Annotated in this window: 17 protein-coding genes; 6 read left to right on the forward strand and 11 right to left on the reverse strand. The window is 70.8% G+C overall.

Annotated features, from left to right (window positions below):
* The 6 genes from QZ772_RS19900 to QZ772_RS19925 form a co-directional block, all read right to left on the reverse strand.
* The coding region (locus QZ772_RS19900; protein WP_295529866.1) for an Hpt domain-containing protein at window positions 1–4,789 on the reverse strand (4,789 nt) is incomplete at its 3' end.
* A gap of 184 nt (window positions 4,790–4,973) precedes the next feature.
* The gene (locus tag QZ772_RS19905; RefSeq protein WP_295529905.1) at window positions 4,974–6,995 is read right to left on the reverse strand and encodes a methyl-accepting chemotaxis protein; all 2,022 of its coding nucleotides are present in this window, start codon (window positions 6,993–6,995) and stop codon (window positions 4,974–4,976) included.
* Between the two features lie 295 nt (window positions 6,996–7,290).
* Entirely contained in the window at window positions 7,291–7,824 is a 534-nt protein-coding gene (locus QZ772_RS19910; RefSeq protein WP_295529869.1) for a chemotaxis protein CheW, read from the reverse strand.
* A gap of 98 nt (window positions 7,825–7,922) precedes the next feature.
* Complete coding sequence (locus QZ772_RS19915; RefSeq protein WP_295529872.1) at window positions 7,923–8,288, reverse strand: response regulator; 366 nt, start codon at window positions 8,286–8,288, stop codon at window positions 7,923–7,925.
* A gap of 43 nt (window positions 8,289–8,331) precedes the next feature.
* Window positions 8,332–8,742 (reverse strand): response regulator, encoded by a 411-nt coding sequence (locus QZ772_RS19920; RefSeq protein WP_295529875.1) that lies wholly within the window; start codon window positions 8,740–8,742, stop codon window positions 8,332–8,334.
* A gap of 73 nt (window positions 8,743–8,815) precedes the next feature.
* A complete protein-coding gene (locus QZ772_RS19925; protein ID WP_043113757.1) occupies window positions 8,816–8,986 on the reverse strand; it encodes a rubredoxin in 171 nt (56 codons plus the stop codon).
* Window positions 8,987–9,195: 209 nt separating this feature from the next.
* Here QZ772_RS19925 and QZ772_RS19930 point away from each other — a divergent pair, with 209 nt between their 5' ends.
* From QZ772_RS19930 to QZ772_RS19940, 3 genes are read left to right on the forward strand one after another with little or no spacing between them, the layout of a single operon-like run.
* The gene (locus tag QZ772_RS19930; protein ID WP_295529908.1) at window positions 9,196–10,086 is read left to right on the forward strand and encodes a bifunctional hydroxymethylpyrimidine kinase/phosphomethylpyrimidine kinase; all 891 of its coding nucleotides are present in this window, start codon (window positions 9,196–9,198) and stop codon (window positions 10,084–10,086) included.
* Window positions 10,087–10,090: 4 nt separating this feature from the next.
* Complete coding sequence (gene hemL / locus QZ772_RS19935) at window positions 10,091–11,374, forward strand: glutamate-1-semialdehyde 2,1-aminomutase (protein WP_295529878.1); 1,284 nt, start codon at window positions 10,091–10,093, stop codon at window positions 11,372–11,374.
* A gap of 53 nt (window positions 11,375–11,427) precedes the next feature.
* Window positions 11,428–11,931 (forward strand): hypothetical protein, encoded by a 504-nt coding sequence (locus QZ772_RS19940; RefSeq protein ID WP_295529880.1) that lies wholly within the window; start codon window positions 11,428–11,430, stop codon window positions 11,929–11,931.
* A 42-nt stretch (window positions 11,932–11,973) separates the two neighbouring features.
* On the opposite strand, the gene QZ772_RS19945 is transcribed toward QZ772_RS19940, so the two are convergent.
* From QZ772_RS19945 to dusB, 4 genes are all read right to left on the reverse strand, one after another.
* Window positions 11,974–12,441: a c-type cytochrome gene (locus QZ772_RS19945; RefSeq protein WP_295529883.1), complete on the reverse strand. Its 468-nt coding sequence runs from the start codon at window positions 12,439–12,441 to the stop codon at window positions 11,974–11,976.
* Window positions 12,441–14,048 carry a bifunctional phosphoribosylaminoimidazolecarboxamide formyltransferase/IMP cyclohydrolase gene (gene purH, locus QZ772_RS19950; protein WP_295529886.1) on the reverse strand — a complete coding sequence of 536 codons (1,608 nt, stop codon included), beginning with the start codon at window positions 14,046–14,048 and terminating at the stop codon, window positions 12,441–12,443. The genes QZ772_RS19945 and purH overlap by 1 nt, the downstream gene beginning before the upstream one ends.
* 40 nt (window positions 14,049–14,088) lie before the next feature.
* Window positions 14,089–14,325: a helix-turn-helix domain-containing protein gene (locus tag QZ772_RS19955; protein ID WP_017757135.1), complete on the reverse strand. Its 237-nt coding sequence runs from the start codon at window positions 14,323–14,325 to the stop codon at window positions 14,089–14,091.
* A gap of 70 nt (window positions 14,326–14,395) precedes the next feature.
* Window positions 14,396–15,454 (reverse strand): tRNA dihydrouridine synthase DusB, encoded by a 1,059-nt coding sequence (gene dusB, locus QZ772_RS19960; protein WP_295529889.1) that lies wholly within the window; start codon window positions 15,452–15,454, stop codon window positions 14,396–14,398.
* Between the two features lie 197 nt (window positions 15,455–15,651).
* Between dusB and QZ772_RS19965 the strand changes: the two genes are divergently transcribed.
* Window positions 15,652–16,137, forward strand: coding sequence for a YqaA family protein (locus QZ772_RS19965; protein WP_295529892.1), 486 nt, complete (start codon window positions 15,652–15,654; stop codon window positions 16,135–16,137).
* A 79-nt stretch (window positions 16,138–16,216) separates the two neighbouring features.
* Here the strand turns inward: QZ772_RS19965 and ychF are convergent, their stop codons facing one another.
* Window positions 16,217–17,311: a redox-regulated ATPase YchF gene (gene ychF, locus QZ772_RS19970; protein ID WP_295529895.1), complete on the reverse strand. Its 1,095-nt coding sequence runs from the start codon at window positions 17,309–17,311 to the stop codon at window positions 16,217–16,219.
* A gap of 225 nt (window positions 17,312–17,536) precedes the next feature.
* On the opposite strand from ychF, the gene QZ772_RS19975 reads away from it, so the two are divergent.
* Window positions 17,537–18,490, forward strand: a complete 954-nt coding sequence (locus QZ772_RS19975) for a sugar ABC transporter substrate-binding protein (protein WP_295529898.1) — start codon at window positions 17,537–17,539, stop codon at window positions 18,488–18,490.
* Between the two features lie 16 nt (window positions 18,491–18,506).
* A partial coding sequence (locus tag QZ772_RS19980; RefSeq protein WP_295529902.1) for an ATP-binding cassette domain-containing protein occupies window positions 18,507–19,153 on the forward strand: 647 nt, incomplete at its 3' end.

Below are 19,153 nucleotides of genomic sequence, written 5' to 3' on the forward strand. Positions count from 1 at the left end.
CGATGTCATTGCCGTCCTGGCGCATCTCCACGTGCAGCTGCCCGGTGGCCGGCTTGCCGGCGCGAGCGCGCTCCTCGGGCGGCTCGATGCCGTGGACCACCGCATTGCGCAGCAGGTGCTCGAAGGCCGGTGCGACGCGGTCGAGCACGCCGCGGTCCATCTCCACCTCGCCGCCGAACAGGTCGAGGTGCACCGGCTTGCCCGTTTCCTTGGAAGCCTGGCGCACCACACGGTAGAGCCGCTCGGCCAGGTTGTCGAAGGCCACCATGCGTGTGCGCAGCAGCGAGCGCTGCAGCTCGCGCGTCTGGCGGGCCTGGGTCTGCAGGCCGTCCTCGGCCACCTGCACGGTGCGCTGCAGGGTGCGGTGCACGGCGGCGACGTCGTCCACCGACTCGGCCATCATGCGGGTGAGTTCCTGCACGCGGGTGAAGCGGTCGAACTCCAGCGGGTCGAAGCCCTGCGCGTCGCGCGACTGCATCTGGCGCGACTGCATCTGGCTCTCGGCCTGCACCTCCAGGTCGCGCAATTGCTGGCGCAGGCGCTGCAGGTTGCCGGTGAGTTCGCCCAGGGCGCCGCGCAACTGCTCGACCGAGGCCTCGACGCGGCCGCGGGTGATGGTCACCTCGCCGGCCTCGGCCATCAGCCGGTCCAGCAACTGGGCGCGGATGCGCACCACGGCGCCCGCGGTCGCCGCCACCGGCGTCATGGCCGTCGGCAGGGCCGCGGCCAGCACAGCGTCCAGGCCTTCGGGACGCGGCACCTCGCCCTGCGCATTCGCGGGCGGCCGGGCGTCATGCGAGACGGTCGGCGAGACCGCCTCGCCGGTCTCGATGCGCAGCACGGGCGCACTGTGCTCGGCCGCGACCGACTCGGCCGCCCATTGCTGGCGCCGGGCTTCGTCGGCCGAATCGGCCGCGCACAGTTGGTCGAACTCGGCCTGGAGGACGTCCAGCCGACCCAGCGCCTGCTCGAGCGCCTCGCGCACGGCGTCGCCCAGGCCGAGCGGCTCCAGCGCCGATTCCATCTGGTGCGCACGCTGGCCCAGGCGCATGGCGCCGGCCAGCCGGGCGCTGCCCTTGAGGGTGTGCAGGGCCCGCAGCACCTGCGCCCGGGCATCGGCATCGTCGGGCTGCGCGGCCCAGGCGCGCAGGGCGCGGCTGAGGGCGGGCAGCAGTTCGGCAGCCTCCTCCTCGAAGATGGGAAAGAGCTCGTGGTCCACCGCGTCCTGGACGGCGTCGAGCTCGTCTTCGGGCTCCAGGGCGACGTCGGGCCCGGGCGCCGAGGCCCGGCCGACGGTCGATGCCGCGCTCTCCAGGGGCAGGTCGAGAAGGGCACGCAGGCGCTCGGGCAGCCCGGCGGCCGGAGCCTTGACGAAACCCGCCGCGAACTGGTGCAGCAGCCGGCGGATGTCCTGCGCGGCTTCGAGCAGCACATCCGCCTGGGCCGCGCCCGCCCGGTGTTCGCCCTGCACATGCTGCAGCACGTTCTCCACTAGACGCGCCAGTTCGGACAGCAGCGCGAAGCCGACCGTGGCCGAACTGCCGGCGAGGGAATGCGCGGCGGCGACCGCCTCGTCGGGCAGGCGCGTGCCCGGCGACTGCGCCCAGACCGCGAGCAGCTCGACCAGCTGGCGCGACCACTCCTCGGCTTCGCCCAGGTAGACGTTGTAGAGCGCCAGTGGAATGCGCAGCCCGCCGACCAGGCGAACCTCGTCGTCCGGGCGGGGCGCCACGGCCTCCTGCGGCGCGCCCACCGCTTCCTGCGCCGCGGAGGCGGCAACAGGATCGGGCGCGGAAGGGACGGCGGGTGCGGCAACGTCGGGCGTCGCATCGTCCTGCACCGCTGGCGCCGGAGCGTCGTCGGCCGGCGGTGGCTCGCTGGGCGCGGGCTCGGTGGGCGCCATCGACAGCTCGAAATCCACGCCATAGTGCGGAGACAGCGGCACCGAACCCGCGGCGGGCTCGGCCTGCGTGGTGCGCTCGAAATCCGCGAGCCCTTCGTCGGCGTCGGCCTCCTCTTCGTCGCGGCGCATGGGTGCCGGCAGCGTGGGCGGCTCGTCGTAGGCGAACTCGGCCTCCATGCGGGTATGGCCGAAGCTGGCGGGCGGTGGCAGGGGCGGGGCAGGCGGCGGGTCGGGCAGCAGGAAGTCGAGGTCGGCCGGCCGGGTGGGACCGCCCAGGTCCAGGTCCAGATCGGGGAGCAGGTCGGGCTCCTCCACGGGCGGGGGCAGGGGCTCGAGCGGCGCGGGCAGCGTGGTGGCCTCGAAATCGGGCTCGAAGACCGGCAACGGCGCCAGCGCCTCGGACGCCGCCGCCGTGGCGGGTGCCTGCGCGTCGACCTGCGCGGCAAGAGGCGCCGGCGCGGCCGGCACGGTCGTCGCGGCGGCCAGCGGCGCCGAAGCAGGCGCACCGGGCGGGTCGGTCAGCGCACGCATCGGCGCCAGCCACGGCTCGCTCGGCGGCGGCGTGTGGCCGGCAGCGATGGCCTCGATCCACGCGGCGAAGCCGGGCAATGCCCCTTCGGCCGCCGAGATCAGCGCCCGGTCGGCGTGGCGCTGCTCGGCCAGCCAGGTGTTGAGGACCTGCTCGCACGCCCAGGCCGCCTCGCCGAAGTCGTCCAGCCCCACCATGCGGGCACTGCCCTTGAGCGTGTGGAAGGCCCGGCGCAGCACCGTGAGCTCCTCGCCGGAGGCAGGCGGCTCGGTCAATGCGCGCAGCGCGGTCCGGGCGGACTGCAGCACCTCCCGGGCCTCATCCAGGAAGATGGTCCGCAGGTCGTCTTCATCCAGCTCGGCCACGTCCATGCCGGGCGGCAACGGCGGCTCGGAATGCGGCGCCGGTGCGGACGAAGTCCCTGCCGACGCCTTCCAGGTCTCGGCGGCGCGGCTGAACTCTTCGAGGGCCGGCGCCACGGGCGCGCTGACCTCGGCCAGCCGCTGGGCGATCTGTGCATCCACGACCTGCGCGCTGTCGATCACCTCGCCCGGCAGTTCGTCCTGCGGCGGTGCCACGGGCGCGGACGCGCCCTGGCGGCCCATGAGCGGGTCGAGCCGGCCGGCGGCCTCGTCGAAGACGAAGAGCCGACGCGCCAGCGCCGGCTGGTAGGCCAGCATGTCGATCAGGAAGCCGAGCGCGCCCAGGTTGTGGCCCAGGCGCTCGACGCCCGGCGCCCCCGGCGCGATCCCGCCCTGGCTGGCACCTTCGGCCAGCAACTGCTCCACGTCCTCGCGCATGCGCTGGACGGCGCGTGCGGCCTCGTCCAGGCCGAGCACCGAGAGCACGCCGCGCATCTGCGTGAGCTGGGCCGGCACGGCGCGCAGCACGCTGCCATCGCCCGGTCGGCGGAAGAACTGGTCGAGCGACTTCTCCAGCTCGCCCAGGTGGGCCCGCAGTTCGTCGACCACCGTACCCAGGCTCTGGCGGTCGCTCACGCGGTGGTAGAGCGCCTCCATCCAGGGCGCGAGCGGCTCGGAGGGCGCGCCGCGCCGCGCACGTTCGATCCGGCCGGCCAGCTGCACGATGCGCTCGGCCAGCTCGCGGTCCTGCGGATCGAGGTCGTCGAAGGCGGCCTCCATGTGCAGCAGCGCGGTGGCCACTTCGAGTGCCAGCTCGGTCGAGGGTGGCTCGCCCCGGTGGATCACCTCGCCCAGCACCTGGTCGAAGGCCTGCACCAGGGGCGCGGCGGCCGGGTACAGGGCCATCAGCGATTCGCCGAGCTGCGAGAAGCTGTCGGCGGCGGGGCGCAGGCGGTTGAGGTCGCCGTCGGAAATGGCGGACCAGCATTCCTTGGCCGCCTCTGCACGGCGCCGGGCCTGCGCCAGCAGCGCCGGGTCGAAGCGGCCGAAGCGGCGCTGCTCGTAGTCCAGCGGATCGCCGCGGCCCAGGCCCCAGGCGCGGCGCACGGTGGTCAGCAGCGGCAGCGGCACGGGCGCAGGCACCGGCACACGGGCCTGGGCGCAGAAGAAGAGCAGGTCCTGCCCCAGCCGATCGGCCACAGGCGCGGCGCCTCGGGCCAGGGCCGCGTACTGCAGCATCACGCGCGAGGCGGTGCGGCGCACATAGGCGTCGGCCCCCAGAACACCGGCACCCAGGGCCTCGAAGAAGGCACCGGCCAGCAGCCAGAAGCCCGCCGGCGGGGTGCCGGGGGCCTGCCCCGCCATCAGGCGCAGGCACAGGGCGGCGAGGCGGCGGGCCGAATCGGCATTGCCGCTCTTGACCACCTGCAGCAGGTCACGGTCGAGGCCGGCGCGCACCTGCGCATCGAGCACCAATGGCCGCACGCCCTCAGGCCGCGGCAGCGGCGGCCAGGACCAGGCCTGGGACCCCAGGTCGGCCGGGTGGATGCGCTCGGCGCCCGCCAGCTCCAGCATGTCGCGGTAATGCGGAAACAGCCCCAGCGCCGGCGCCGGCCGGCCGCCCATGAGGCGGGCCAGGAAGTCGGTCAGGGCGAAGCCGGCCCGCTCGATGGCGGCCACCGAGGTATCCGTCTGCAGGGCCGGCTCGCGCTGAAGCCGCTGCACGGCCCATTCCATGCCCGAGGCCAGCCGCCCCGCCCCGCCCTGCCCGACCATCTGCAGCGCCCCGGCCGCCTGATGCAGATGATGGGCCGCCGCGTGCAACTCGGCTTCCGCGCCGCCCTGGCCCGACACCCGCGCCATCTGATGGCGATGCACCGCCTTGGCCGCGTTCTCCAGCGACTTGCGCACCTCGCCATGCACCCAGGCCAGCGGCCCCAGATCGGTGGACGCGCCATCCATGGCCGACATGCCGCTCGCGTGAAGTGCGCTCATGCTTTCACTCCGGCAAGGCAAGACCGGCGCGCGGCGCCCGCAACCGCCACCCGCTTCTCGTTCGAATGGCCGCGGAGCAGGCCAAGGGGGAACATCCGCGGAACCGGCTTCGCCGGGCCGCTGGATGTGCCCCCTTGAGGGGGGAGGCGAAGCGCGAAGCGCGCAGCCTGGGGGTGTTCCATAGTCACGTGATCTTGAAACGCGCGACCGACTGCCGCAGCTCTTCGGCCATCTGCGAAAGCTCGCGCACCTGTCGCGCTGTGGCGCGGGTGCCCTCGCCGGTCTGCTCGGTCACGGCAAAGATGTGCTGGATGCTCGCGGCCACGACGTTGGCGGATTCCGCCTCGCGCGAGGCCGATTGCGAGATCTCCTCGATCAGCTCGGCCAGACGGCGCGACACGCGGTCGATCTCGGACAGCGCCGTGCCGGCGTTGTCGGACAGCCGCGCCCCCTGGACCACGCCCTGCGTGGAACGCTCCATGGCGCCCACGGCATCCTGCGTGTCGGTCTGGATGGCCTTGACCAGCGCGGCGATCTGGCGCGTGGCGTCGCCCGAGCGCTCGGCCAGGCGCTGCACCTCCTCGGCCACCACCGAGAAGCCGCGTCCCGCCTCGCCGGCCGACGCCGCCTGGATGGCCGCGTTGAGCGCCAGCACGTTGGTCTGCTCGGTGATGTCCGAGATCAGCTCGGTGATCTCGCCGATCTCCTGCGAGGACTCACCCAGCCGCTTGATGCGCTTGGCGGTGTCCTGGATCTGCTCGCGGATGGCATTCATGCCGCCGATGGCGTTCTGCACCGCCGACAGACCCGTTTCGGCCGCCTGCAGCGACTGCCGGGCGACCGAGGCCGATTCCTGCGCCTGGGCCGACACGCCGTTGATGCGCGCGGCCATGCTCAGCACCGACTGGCCGGTCTCGCGGATCTCGCGCAGCTGCTCGGTCGAGGCGGCCAGCAGCTCGGTGGAGGTCTGGTCCACCTGGCCCGTGGTGTGGGCCACGCGGGTGGCGGTGTTCTGCACGTTGCCGACCAGCATCCGCAGCTCTTCGACGGTGTAGTTCACCGAGTCGGCGATGGCGCCGGTGATGTCCTCGGTGACCGTGGCCTGCTGGGTGAGGTCGCCCTCGGCCACGGCCTGCAGTTCGTTCATCAGCCGCAGGATGGCGCTCTGGTTGGCGCTGTTGACGCGGTTGGATTCGCGCGCCTGCTCCTCGGCCTGCTGGCGCTCACGCTCGGCCGCGGCGGCGCGCTCGCGCCCTTCGCGCACCTGCAGCCAGCCGATGGCGCCGGCCAGGCCGAGTGCGGCCAGCGACAGCATCACCAGCAGGGCCAGTTCCTCGAAGCCCAGCCCGGTGCGCGACTGCAGGCGTGTCTGCAACTCGCCCAGGGCGCGGCGCAATGGCTCGCTGTCGGCCAGCACGGCCGCCTGCGCCTCCCGGGCGGCGACCACGCCCTGCAGGTTCTCGAGCACGGCGCGGGCCTGGGCCTGGTTGCGCTGGTGGCTGGTCAGCAGGGCCGCCAGCGCCTCGCGCGCGGCCTGGTCGCGCAGGGGCGCGATGCCCAGGGACGTGCTGCCGTCCTGAAGGCCGCGCACCAGGGCCTCGAAGCGCGCCATGTCCTTGCCGAGCAGGAAGACGGCGTCGGGGCTCACGCCTTCGACGGTCAGGAACTCGCTGGCCGATTTGCCGATGCGCTGGGTGAGCATGGGCAACTGGCCGGCCGCCTGCGCTTCGGCCTGCGAGGCGCTGCGCAGGGCGGCCGTGGCCACCGTCTGCGCCTGTTCCAGCTGTTCGGAAGACTGGCGGGCGATGCCACGCAGGCCCGCGCCCACCTCGATCAGCACTTTCTGCTGGCCCAGCACCACCTTGGCTCCGGCCTCGGCGCGCGCGGCCAGCGGCTGGATGCGGGCCAGGATGTCGGCATCGGCCGCATCCAGCGGCGCCAGTCCGAGCTCATCGTCGCCGCGGGCCAGGCCGGCGATGCGCCGGCTGAGGTCGTCGGTGCTGTCGCGCAATTCGGCAAAGGCCGGCACCGTCCCGACCAGGGCCTGCGAAGCCGACTTGGCCAGCCGCTGCGACTGCATCAGCGCCTGGCCGGCCGAGGCCAGCTGCTGCGAGACGCGGTCTGCGCGCACGGCGGTCCAGGCGGCCGCGGCCAGCAGCAGCAGCACGAGCGGCACCAGCAGCGCGATGAGCCAGCGCTGCCGCACGGGAGATGCGCGGACGGCCGCGACCGGCGCCGGCTCCGGCTCCGGAGCAGGGGCGGCCTTGGCCTGCGGCTCGCGGGCAGCGGCGCGCCCTTCGAGGCCCGCAGGACGCGCCTCGGTTCGACGCACGGTCGCGCTCGCCTCGACCGGCGCGGGAGCCGACGGATCGGCACCGATCACCGTGACCGGCTGGTCCAGATCCTCCCCGCCTGGTTCGCGGCCAGGCAGGTACTTCTTGAACGTGTCGACGATCAGGGTCACAGGCGGTCCTTCGGAACGGAGACGGCGGCGCGGATCGTCACGCCGCGATGTGCAGGAAGCCGGGATCGGCAGCCAGCGCCTGCAGGTCCAGCACCTGCCAGGCCTGGCCGTCGCGGTCGGCGAGGCAGGCGCCCAGCCAGGGCGGCCGCACCGCCTCGGCGTGCAGCACGCCGGTGAAGGCGCTGCCGCTGCGCAGGCCGGCCAGCGCATCGACACGCAGCGCGGCGTTGACGCCAAGTGCTTCACCCAGCGCGACGAAGTGGGAGCCCTCGTCCACCTGGGGCGCCACCCCGGCCGGCAGCGGCGAGTCGGCCAGCCAGTGGGCCAGCCGGATCACGCCGCACAGCCGACCGCGCAGGTTGGCCACGCCCAGGAACCAGGGCCTGACGTAGGGAACGGGCTGGGGCGCCGTCGCAGCGAAGATCTCACCGGCCTGCGGCAGCGGCAGCAGGCAAGCGCGGCCACCCGCATGCACGGCCAGCCATTGGGCCGCCAGCGGCCGGGCCTGGGCGGCCTGCAGCCGCTCGGCCAGGCGAGCCTGAAAGGCGCGCAGGGACTCACGTTGGGACATGGCTCCCCGCGGCGAAGGTGCCCTGGCGCGTCGCCCGCCTGCCGGAGGCAGCGGCACGGACGGCAACAGGCAGGCGGGCGAGGCGCATGGGCGTGGCCTCAATCGAGCGCGTGGATCTTGGCGAGCAGTTCGTCGGCCTGCACGGGCTTGACGATGTAGTCGCGCGCGCCCTGGCGCAGGCCCCATACGCGGTCGGTCTCCTGGGCCTTGCTGCTGCACATGATCACGGGCACCTGGGCAAAGCGGGGATCGCGCATCAGGCTGCGCGTGAACTGGAAGCCGTTCTGCCCCGGCATGACGATGTCCATCAGGATGAGGTCGGGCAGGCCGACCTCGAGGTGACGCATCGCGGCCTCGGCGCTCTCGGCCGTGCGCACGGCAAAGCCGTTGCGCTGCAGCAAGTCGGACAGAAATACCAGCTCGGTGCGGGAGTCGTCGACGACGAGCACGCTGCGGATGGTCATGGGCGGGGTTCTCTCCTGCCTGCGCGCACCGGGGCGCAGGCGATCATGGGGCGGATGGCGCCGTGGCGGCGCCGTCGCCGCCGAACTGCCGCACGGCCTGCAGCAACTGATCCTTGGTGAAGGGCTTGGTCAGGTAGTCCTGCGAGCCGACCATGCGGCCGCGGGCCTTGTCGAAGACGCCGTCGCGCGACGAGAGCATGACCACCGGCACATGGCTGAACTGGGCGTTGCGCTTGATGATGGCGCAGGTCTGGTACCCATCGAGCCGGGGCATCAGGATGTCGCAGAAAATCAGCTGGGGCTGGTGGTCGTTCACCTTGGAAAGCGCGTCGTAGCCGTCCTCGGCCAGCAGCACTTCGTGGCCGCCCTGCCGGAGGAAGATCTCGGCGCTGCGCCGGATCGTGTTGCTGTCGTCGATCACCAGCACCTTGAAACCCGATCCGTTCGCACTCATCGCCATCCTCTCGTGTTGACCGCCGGCCCTACCGCGCGGCAACGGCACCCGGACAGTGCGGGCACTGCGAGGGTCAGATCTCGACCATTTCGAAATCTTCCTTGCGCGCGCCGCACTCCGGGCAGGTCCAGTTCATCGGAACATCGGCCCAGGCGGTGCCGGGGGCAATACCATCGTCGGGCCAACCTGCCGCTTCGTCGTAGATCCACCCGCAAATCAGGCACATCCAGGTTTTCGTGTTCATCGCAGCTTACGGGCCCCGTTCAAATAATGCAACAATTGTATCTAGACGTCACCCCTTCTGACATTGTCAAAAGGAGCCGTGACAGGCATACGCACAGCGCCCGCCCCCCCATGCAAAGACCTGGCATTCAAGTCCATGCCGTTGCGGCAGCGCAACCGGGCAATGTTAACGAAGCTGACGCGGCCGACGATGACCCATCGCAGGAAGATCTGTCGCCGGTTCAAGAACTGCGCCAACCCTGCGTGCTCGTCTTCAACGCCGGCGATGCCAGCGGCGCCACCGGCCTGGCCTCGGACGCGCTGTCGGTGGCCTCGGTGGGCGCGCACATGCTGGGCGTGACCACGGGGATCTACGTGCGGGACACGGCCGAGGTCTTCGACCATGTGGCACTGGACGAGGAGCATGTGGCCGATCAGGCCCGCGCCATCCTGGAGGACGTGCCGGTGCAGGCCATCAAGGTGGGCTTCGCCGGCAGCCCCGACAACCTGGGCCTGGTGGCGGAGATCGCCTCCGACTACCCCGAAGTGCCCGTGGTGGCCTACATGCCCAATCTGTCATGGTGGGAGGACGAGCCCATCGACACCTACCTGGACGCCTTCCGCGATCTGGTGCTGCCGCAGACGGCGGTGCTGGTGGGCAACCAGGGCACGCTGCGTCGCTGGCTGCTGCCCGACTGGGAGGGCGATCGCCCCCCGACGCCGCGTGACATCGCCCGCGCGGCGGGCGAGCACGGCGTGTCGTACACGCTGGTGACCGGCATCCTGCGACCCGACGGCTGGCTGGAGAACGTGCTGGCCTCCCCCCAGTCGACGGTGCTCAGCGAGAAGTACGAGCGGCTCGACGCCGCCTTCGCCGGTGCCGGCGAGACGCTTTCCGCAGCTCTGGCGGCCCTGCTGGCCACGGGCGCCGACCTTGCCGCCGCCACGACGGAAGCGCTGGCGTACATGGACCGCAGCCTGGATGCGGGCTTCCGCCCCGGCATGGGCCAGGTGCTGCCCGACCGTCTGTTCTGGGCCCAACCCGAAGACGAGGACGACGACGACACCAGCGAACTCGACAGCGCCGACTTCGCCCTGCCGCCGTACGACACCCGACATTGACCACATGACCACCCACACCAATCAACAACTCTTCGACCGCGCCCGCGCCGTGATTCCCGGCGGCGTCAATTCGCCCGTGCGTGCCTTCCGTGCCGTCGGCGGCACGCCGCGCTTCATCGCCCGCGCCCAGGGCCCCTACATGTGGGACGCCGCCGGCCAGCGCTACATCGACTACATCGGCTCCTGGGGTCCGATGATCCTGGGCCATGGCCATCCGGCCGTGGTCGAGGCCGTGCAGCGCGCGGTGGCCGAGGGTTTTTCCTTCGGCGCGCCGACCGAACGCGAGATCGAGCTGGCCGAGGCCATCCTGGCGCTGATGCCGTCGATGGAGATGGTGCGGCTGGTCAGCTCCGGCACCGAGGCCGCCATGAGCGCCCTGCGCCTGGCGCGCGGGGCGACCGGCCGGCGCCACATCGTCAAGTTCGAGGGCTGCTACCACGGCCATGCCGACGCGCTGCTGGTCAAGGCCGGCTCGGGCCTGGCCACCTTCGGCAACCCCACCTCCGCCGGCGTTCCGGCCGAGGTGGTGCAGCACACGCTGGTGCTCGAATACAACAACGTCGCCCAGCTCGAAGAGGCCTTCGCGCTGCATGGCCACGACATCGCCTGCGTGATGATCGAGGCCATCGCCGGCAACATGAACTTCGTGCGGGCCACGCCCGAGTTCGCCCGCCGCTGCCGCGAGCTGTGCACCCAGCACGGTGCGCTGCTGGTGTTCGACGAGGTGATGACGGGCTTTCGCGTCGGCCTGCACGGCGCGCAGGGCGTGCTGGGCATCACGCCCGACCTCACGGTGCTGGGCAAGGTGATCGGCGGCGGCATGCCGCTGGCGGCCTTCGGCGGGCCGCGCGCCATCATGGAGCAGCTGGCGCCGCTGGGTCCGGTCTACCAGGCCGGCACGCTGTCGGGCAACCCGGTAGCCACCGCCTGCGGCCTGGCCACGCTCAAGGAGATCGCCCGCCCCGGCTTCTACGAGACGCTGTCGGCCAAGACCCGCGCCCTGACCGAGGGCCTGCGCCATGCGGCGGCCGACGCCGGCGTGCCCTTCAGCGCCGACTGCGAAGGCGGCATGTTCGGCTTCTTCCTGCTGCCCGAGCTGCCGCAGAACTACGGTGCGGTGATGAAGAGCGACGGCGCGAAGTTCAATGCCCTGTTCCACGGGCTGCTCGACCGCGGCGTTTACATCGCGCCGGCGCTGTACGAAGCCGGCTTCGTGAGCGCCGCCCACGCCGCCGAGGACATTGCCGCCACCCTGGAGGCGGCGCGCGGCGTGTTCCGCGCGCTTTGAGCGCGAGCGGCATGCTGCGCCTGTCTTGTCCCCTTGCGGAAGGAAGCTTCTCGATGCGTCGTTCTCGCCTGCTGCCGGCCCTCGGCTGCGCCCTTGCCCTGTGCGCCACCGCCCGGGCGCAATCGGTGGACTTCTCGCTGCCCACCCTCGATCAGCCCTTCGATGTCCGAAAGACCTGGATCAACCTGGGCTTCTATTCGGCCCACTTCGACCGAGACAAGGGCCTGGAGGACAAGAACCCCGGGCTGGGCGTCGAATACCCGCTGAACGACATCTATCGCGTCACGCTGGGCACCTTCCACAACAGCGACCGGCGCCAGTCGCATTACCTCGGCCTGTACGTGCTGCCGGTCGAGCTCTACGGCGTGCGACTGGGCGCGGTGGTGGGCGGATTCGACGGCTACCCCAACTACCGCAACGGCAACTGGTTCCCGGCGCTGGTTCCCATCGCCGCCGTGGAAGGCAAGAACTGGGGCCTGAACGTGGCCTATGTGCCGACGATCCGCAACCGGCTGTACGGCGCGCTGAGTTTTCAGCTCAAGCACCGCTTCGAGTAGGGCCGGCGCAGGCATCCGGCTGCGCGGCCAGCCGCGCCGGCGTCAGCGCGGCGGCGCCGCGCCGGCGTTGTTGGACGCCGGCCGCTGCGCCAGCACCCACTGCGCCATGAGCCGCGCGTCTGCCTCGCCGATCTGCGGATGCCGCGGCATGATCACCCGCCCCCAGTCGCCCACGCTGCCTTCGCGGATCTTGCGCGCGAGCAGCGTCACGGCCTCGGGGTTGTCCGCATGGCGGGCCGCGATGGCCTGCCAGCCCGGGCCCACCGCCTTGCGCTCGACCAGGTGACAGCGCATGCAGTCGCTGGCCTGCACCAGCGCGTAGCCCGCCGCCACCGGGCCGGTGGCGGCCACGGGCGGCTTGAACACATAGCCACGCAGGATGAGCCAGCCGGTGATCAGCATGCCCACAGCGGACATCACCACGAACAACGCCAGCAGCACCAGCAACCAGCGCGGACGCCGGGGCGGCGCCTCGTCTTCCGGCGAATCCGGGCGGCCCGTCGCGCCCATCAGTGGCGGAAGTGGCGCACGCCGCTGAACACCATGGCCACGCCGCGCTCGTCGGCGGCGTCGATCACTTCCTTGTCGCGCATCGAGCCGCCCGGCTGGATGACGCAGGTGGCGCCGTGATCGATCACCACGTCCAGGCCGTCGCGGAAGGGGAAGAAGGCATCGCTCGCGACTGCGGAGCCGGCCAGCGGCAGGCCGGCATGCTCGGCCTTGATGCTGGCGATACGGGCGGAGTCGAGGCGGCTCATCTGGCCGGCGCCCACGCCCAGCGTCATGCCACCCTGGCAGAAGACGATGGCATTGCTCTTGACGAACTTGGCCACCTTCCAGGCGAAGAGCAGGTCATGCAGTTCGGCGTCGGTGGGCTGCTTCTTCGTCACGACCTTGAGGTCGGCGAGCTGCAGCTCATGGTTGTCGGCCGTCTGAATCAGCAGGCCCGAGCCCACGCGCTTGACGTCCTGCGCATTGAGGCCGCGCGACCAGGCGGTGGCGCCGTCGCGCTTCACGCCGTCCAGCGAGATCTGCAGCACGCGCACATTGGGCTTGGTCTTGAGCAGCTCCAGCGCATCGGCACTGAAGGCGGGCGCCATCAGCACCTCGACGAACTGCTTGCCCACGGCCTGCGCGGTGCCGGCGTCCACCGGCGTGTTGAAGGCGATGATGCCGCCGAAGGCCGAGGTGGGGTCCGTCTTGAAGGCCTTGCCGTAGGCCTCGCCCGCGTCGGCGCCGATGGCCACGCCGCAGGGGTTGGCATGCTTGACGATCACGCAGGCCGGCACGTCGAAGCTCTTGACGCACTCCCAGGCGGCGTCGGCATCGGCGATGTTGTTGTAGCTCAGCTCCTTGCCCTGCAGTTGCTTCGCGGTGACCAGCGAGCCGGGTGCGGGATACAGGTCGCGGTAGAAGGCAGCCGACTGGTGCGGGTTCTCGCCGTAGCGCAGGTCCTGCACCTTGACGAAGCGGCCGTTGCTCTGCGCCGGGAAGGCGCTGCGCTGCGGCACCGGCTGGCCCGCGCTGGCTTCGAAGTCCACGGACGACAGCCAGTCGCTGATGGCGGCGTCGTAGTTGCTGATGCGGTTGAAGGCGGCGACGGAGAAGCCGAACTTGGTCTTGTCGCTGATGCGGCCGTGGGCCTTGAGTTCGTCGAGCGCCACGCCGTACTGGCCGGCGTCGGTCAGCACGGCGACGTCCTTCCAGTTCTTGGCGGCGCTGCGCACCATGGCGGGGCCGCCGATGTCGATGTTCTCGATGGCGTCTTCCAGCGTGCAGCCGGCCTTGGCCACCGTGGCTTCGAAGGGGTAGAGGTTGACCACCAGCAGGTCGATGGTGGCAATGCCGTGCTCGGCCAGCGCGGCCATGTGGGCCGGCAGGTCGCGGCGGGCCAGCAGGCCGCCATGGATCTTCGGGTGCAGCGTCTTGACGCGACCATCGAGCATCTCGGGGAAGCCGGTGTGGTCCGCCACCTCGGTCACGGGCAGGCCGGCCTCGGCCAGCAGCTTGGCGGTGCCGCCGGTGGACAGCAGCCGCACGCCCAGCGCATGCAGGCCCTGGGCCAGGTCGAGGACGCCGGTCTTGTCGGAAACGGAAATGAGTGCGGTCAGTGCCATGGGGATGCCAGTCGGGTCTGGGGCTTCGTTGAAATTCGGATCACTTGGCGAGCTTGTGCTCGAGCAGCTTCTTGCGCAGCGTGTTGCGGTTCAGGCCCAGCCACTGGGCGGCGCGCGACTGGTTGCCCTCGGCGCGTTCCATCACCACCTCCAGCAGCGGCTTTTCGACGGCGCGCACCAGCATGTCGTGCAGGCCGTCGGGCTCGGTGCCGCGCAGGTCGCGGAAGTAGTCTTCGAGGCTGGATTTCACGCACTCCTCGATCGTGTGTTTGCTCATGTCGTCGTTCGTTCGATGTTTCTTGTGACGGCGCCCGATCCCCCGCGCGCCGAGCGGCCACCGCCTGCTTTCAGCAGGTGAGGCAGCCGCTGTCTTCTTCGTCTTCTTGCAGGGCCCCCGGCCCGGCCGCGGCTTCGGGCATGCGGTCCATCCGCTCGCCCAGGGCCTCGAAATAGTCGGCCACGGCCTGCCACTGCGTGGCGGAATCCTCCAGCCGGTTCATGCGCTGGCGGAAGTCCTCGCCGTCCGGCAGGGCGCGCACGTACCAGCCAATGTGCTTGCGCGCGGTGCGCACGCCCGTCACCTCGCCGTAGAGCGCGTAATGCTCGTGCAGGTGCGCGAGCAGCAGCCGGCGCACCTCGGCGACCAGCGGCGGCGCCATGGTCTCGCCGGTGGCCAGGAAGTGGCCCACCTCGCGGAAGATCCACGGCCGGCCCTGGGCCGCGCGGCCGATCATCACGGCGTCGGCGCCCGTCGCGGCCAGCACGTCGCGGGCCTTCTGCGGCGAGTCGATGTCGCCGTTGGCGACCACCGGGATGCCCACCGCCGCCTTGACGGCCGCGATGGTGTCGTACTCGGCGAAGCCCTTGTAGCCTTGTTCGCGCGTGCGGCCGTGCACCGTCAGCATGCGAATGCCGGCGGCCTCGAAGCGGCGCGCCAGCGCCACGGCATTGCGGTGCTCCGTGCTCCAGCCGGTGCGCATCTTGAGCGTGACTGGCACGCCGTACGGCGCAGCGGCGGCCACCACTGCCTCGGCGATCGCCAGCGCCAGCGGCTCGTCGCGCATCAGCGCCGAGCCCGCCCACTTGTTGCACACCTTCTTGGCCGGGCAGCCCATGTTGATGTCGATGATCTGGGCGCCGCGGTCGATGTTGTACTGGGCCGCCTCGGCCATCATGGCCGCGTCGGTGCCCGCGATCTGCACGGCGATGGGCCCTGGCTCGCCTTCATGGTTGGCCCGGCGCGAGGTCTTGAGCGAGCTCCACAGGTCCTTGCGCGAGGTCACCATCTCGCTCACCGCATAGCCCGCGCCGAGCGAGCGGCACAGCATGCGGAACGGCCGGTCCGTCACGCCCGCCATGGGGGCGACGAACAGGCGGTTCTCCAGCGTGATGTGGCCGATCTGCATGAGGTGGGGATGAAAAGCGCGCAGCGCCCTCGGCGCTGCTGAAAAATGAGGCACGGATTCTAGCCAGCCGCGATTTCAGGGACTGAAACGCCGCCGACCGGCAATGATCTCGTCGGTGAGGCCAGCACGAAGGCGGGCATCCGCACGGCCTGCGCGCCGACGTGGGCCCCGGGGGTCGTTCCTATACTCCCGCCCCCATGGAAGCCTGGTTCGAGTCCGCGATGGCCGCCGTGCTTGCGGCGCTGGCGCTGCCCCAATTCGGGCTGTCGACGCTGTTCGTCGTCGCCTTCGTCTCGGCCACGCTGCTGCCGCTGGGCTCGGAACCGGCGCTCTTCGGCCTGCTCAAGCTCAATCCCGAACTGTTCTGGCCCGCCGTGCTGGTCGCCACCGCCGGCAACACACTGGGCGGCGCGCTGACCTGGTGGATGGGCTACGGCGCGCACAAGGTGGCCGACAAGTACAGCCATTCCAGCCACCATCTGCGCGCCATCACCTGGTTGGAGCGCCTGGGCCCCAAGGCCTGCCTGCTGAGCTGGCTGCCCCTGGTGGGCGATCCGCTGTGCGCGGTGGCCGGCTGGCTGCGCATGCCCTTCTGGCCCTGCGTGCTGTTCATGGCCATCGGCAAGTTCGGACGCTACCTGTGCATGACGGTGGCGCTGCTGTATATCTGGCCGAACCACTGACCCGCCAAGCGAAAGGGCCTGCGCTGTCGCCGGTGCAGACCCTTGTGTCGTTCGGGGACGCGGCTGCGGCCGCGACCGCTCAGACGTTGAACAGGAAGTTCATCACGTCGCCATCCTTGACGACGTATTCCTTGCCTTCGCTGCGCATCTTGCCCGCGTCCTTGGCGCCCTGCTCGCCCTTGAAGGCGATGTAGTCGTCGAAGCCGATGGTCTGGGCGCGGATGAAGCCGCGCTCGAAGTCGCCGTGGATCACGCCGGCCGCCTGGGGGGCCGTGTCGCCGATGCGGATGGTCCAGGCCCGCACTTCCTTCACGCCGGCGGTGAAGTAGGTCTGCAGGCCCAGCAGCTTGAAGGCGGCGCGGATCAGGCGGTTCAGGCCCGGCTCCTCCTGGCCGATCTCTTCGAGGAACATCTTCTTGTCCTCGTCGTCCATGTCGGCCATGTCCGCTTCCATCTTGGCGCAGATGGCCACCACGGGTGCGTTCTGGCTGGTGGCGTAGTCCTTCAGGCGGTCCAGCAGCGGGTTGTTCTCGAAGCCGTCCTCGCTCACGTTGCCGACGAACATGGCCGGCTTGGCGGTGATCAGGCACAGCGGCTTGAGCAGCAGCTGGTCGTCCGCCGACAGGCCCAGCGCGCGGGCCGGCTTGCCTTCGTTCAGCGCCGCCTGCACCGGGCCCAGCAGCTTGACCATGGCGATGGCTTCCTTGTCGTTGCCGCTCTTGGCCGCCTTGGTGTAGCGCTGCAGGGCCTTGTCCACGGTGCCCAGGTCGGCCAGGCACAGCTCGGTCTGGATGACCTCGATGTCGGCGATGGGGTCGACCTTGCCCGCCACGTGGATGACGTTCTCGTCCTCGAAGCAGCGCACCACGTTGACGATGGCGTCGGTCTCGCGGATGTGGGCCAGGAACTGGTTGCCCAGGCCTTCGCCCTGGCTGGCGCCCGCCACCAGGCCGGCGATGTCCACGAATTCGACGATGGCCGGCAGGATGCGCTCGGGCTGGACGATCTGCGCGAGCTGCGTCAGGCGCGGGTCGGGCACCTCGACCACACCCACGTTGGGCTCGATGGTGCAGAAGGGATAGTTCTCGGCGGCGATGCCGGCCTTGGTCAGCGCGTTGAACAGGGTGGATTTACCGACGTTGGGCAGGCCGACGATGCCGCATTTCAAGCTCATGGGGGTCCTCTGGATTAGCCGCGGGATTTTAGGCGGGCACCCCTGCCGGCCGGAAACCCGGTCCTCATGGCCCTGCCCGGCCCGCCATGCTCAGGGAAAAACCTAGGCGAAATGGCCCCGCAAACGTTTGCGCAAACGTTTGCGACCGCACTATCATCCGCCCCGCTTCGCGCCGGGCAGGCCCTGATGCCGCCCCGATCCATCCATCCACCCGGAGACACCGCCATGACCTTCACCCGCCGCACGGCCCAGGCCGCCGCCGCCCTCGCCGTTCTGGGCGCCTTCGCCCTTGCGCCCGCCCATGCCCAGGACAAGCCCAAGGTGGCGCTGGTGATGAAGTCGCTGGCCAACGAGTTCTTCGCCACGATGGAAGACGGCGCCAAGGCGCACCAGAAGGCCAACGCCAGCCAGTACACGCTGGTGGCCAACGGCATCAAGAACGAGACCGACACCGCCGCCCAGATCAAGATGGTCGAGCAGATGGTGGCCCAGAAGGTCAATGCGCTGGTGATCGCACCGGCCGATTCGAAGGCGCTGGTGCCGGCCATCAAGGCGGCCGTGGACAAGGGCATCCTGGTGGTCAACATCGACAACCGCCTGGACGCCGCCGCGCTCAAGGAAAAGAACATCCAGGTGACCTTCGTCGGCCCCGACAACCGCGCCGGCGCCAAGCTGGTGGGCGACTACCTGGGCAAGAGCCTCAAGTCCGGCGACAAGGTCGGCATCATCGAAGGCGTTTCCACCACCTTCAATGCGCAGCAGCGCACCCTGGGCTACCAGGACGCCATGAAGGCCGTCGGCGCCAATGTGGTCGGCGTGCAGTCCGGCCAGTGGGAAATCGACAAGGGCAACACGGTGGCCGCCGGCATGCTGCGCGAGCACCCCGACCTGAAGGCCCTGCTGGCCGGCAACGACAGCATGGCCCTGGGCGCCGTGGCCGCCGTCAAGGCCGCCGGCAAGACCGGCCAGGTGCAGGTGGTGGGCTACGACAACATCGGCGCCATCAAGCCCATGCTGGCCGACGGCCGCGTGCTGGCCACCGCCGACCAGTTCGGCGCCAAGCAGGCCGTGTTCGGCATCGAGACCGCCCTGAAGGCCCTGGCCGAGAAGAAGACCCAGGCCCAGATGCCCGCCGAGATCAAGACCGACGTGGTCCTGGTCACCAAGGACAGCAAGTAAGCGACACGCCGCAGCCATGCCCGAAGCCCTGCTCTCGCTCGACGACATCGGCAAGGACTACGCCGCCACGGTGCTGGACGGCGTGAGCCTCACGCTGGCGCCGGGCGAGGTGCTGGCCCTCACGGGCGAGAACGGCGCGGGCAAGAGCACGCTGTCGAAGATCGTCTGCGGCCTGGTCTCGCCCACGCGCGGGCGCATGCAGCTGGGCGGCCAGCCCTTCGCGCCCACCTCGCGCCGCGACGCCGAGGCACAGGGCGTGCGCATGGTGATGCAGGAGCTGGGCCTGGTGCCCACGCTCACCGTGGCCGAGAACCTGCTGCTGGACCGCCTGCCGCAGCGCCTGGGCTGGCTGCGCCGCGGCGCGCTGCACGAGGCGGCGCGGGCGCAGCTGGCCAAGATCGGCATGGACGGCATTGACCCGGCGCTGCCGGTGTCGGCCCTGGGCATCGGCCAGCAGCAGATGGTGGAGATCGCCCGCAACCTGCAGGACGACACCCGGGTGCTGATCCTGGACGAGCCCACCGCCATGCTGACGCCGCGCGAGACGGCGCACCTGTTCGCGCAGATCGAGCGGCTGAAGTCGCGCGGTGTGGCTATCGTGTACGTGTCGCACCGGCTGGAGGAGCTGCAGCGCATCGCCGACACCGTGGCCGTGCTGCGCGA

Source organism: uncultured Pseudacidovorax sp., assembly GCF_913773995.1.
GTDB lineage: Bacteria > Pseudomonadota > Gammaproteobacteria > Burkholderiales > Burkholderiaceae_C > Xenophilus.

Excerpts from the sequence above, each read along its gene's own strand:
- QZ772_RS19910 (WP_295529869.1), bottom strand. The coding sequence starts at position 7,824 with ATGTCCCAACGTGAGTCCCTGCGCGCCTTTCAGGCTCGCCTGGCCGAG.
- QZ772_RS19915 (WP_295529872.1), bottom strand. The coding sequence starts at position 8,288 with ATGACCATCCGCAGCGTGCTCGTCGTCGACGACTCCCGCACCGAGCTG.
- QZ772_RS19920 (WP_295529875.1), bottom strand. The coding sequence starts at position 8,742 with ATGAGTGCGAACGGATCGGGTTTCAAGGTGCTGGTGATCGACGACAGC.
- QZ772_RS19925 (WP_043113757.1), bottom strand. The coding sequence starts at position 8,986 with ATGAACACGAAAACCTGGATGTGCCTGATTTGCGGGTGGATCTACGAC.
- hemL (WP_295529878.1), top strand. The coding sequence starts at position 10,091 with ATGACCACCCACACCAATCAACAACTCTTCGACCGCGCCCGCGCCGTG.
- QZ772_RS19940 (WP_295529880.1), top strand. The coding sequence starts at position 11,428 with ATGCGTCGTTCTCGCCTGCTGCCGGCCCTCGGCTGCGCCCTTGCCCTG.
- QZ772_RS19945 (WP_295529883.1), bottom strand. The coding sequence starts at position 12,441 with ATGGGCGCGACGGGCCGCCCGGATTCGCCGGAAGACGAGGCGCCGCCC.
- purH (WP_295529886.1), bottom strand. The coding sequence starts at position 14,048 with ATGGCACTGACCGCACTCATTTCCGTTTCCGACAAGACCGGCGTCCTC.
- QZ772_RS19955 (WP_017757135.1), bottom strand. The coding sequence starts at position 14,325 with ATGAGCAAACACACGATCGAGGAGTGCGTGAAATCCAGCCTCGAAGAC.
- dusB (WP_295529889.1), bottom strand. The coding sequence starts at position 15,454 with ATGCAGATCGGCCACATCACGCTGGAGAACCGCCTGTTCGTCGCCCCC.
- QZ772_RS19965 (WP_295529892.1), top strand. The coding sequence starts at position 15,652 with ATGGAAGCCTGGTTCGAGTCCGCGATGGCCGCCGTGCTTGCGGCGCTG.
- ychF (WP_295529895.1), bottom strand. The coding sequence starts at position 17,311 with ATGAGCTTGAAATGCGGCATCGTCGGCCTGCCCAACGTCGGTAAATCC.
- QZ772_RS19975 (WP_295529898.1), top strand. The coding sequence starts at position 17,537 with ATGACCTTCACCCGCCGCACGGCCCAGGCCGCCGCCGCCCTCGCCGTT.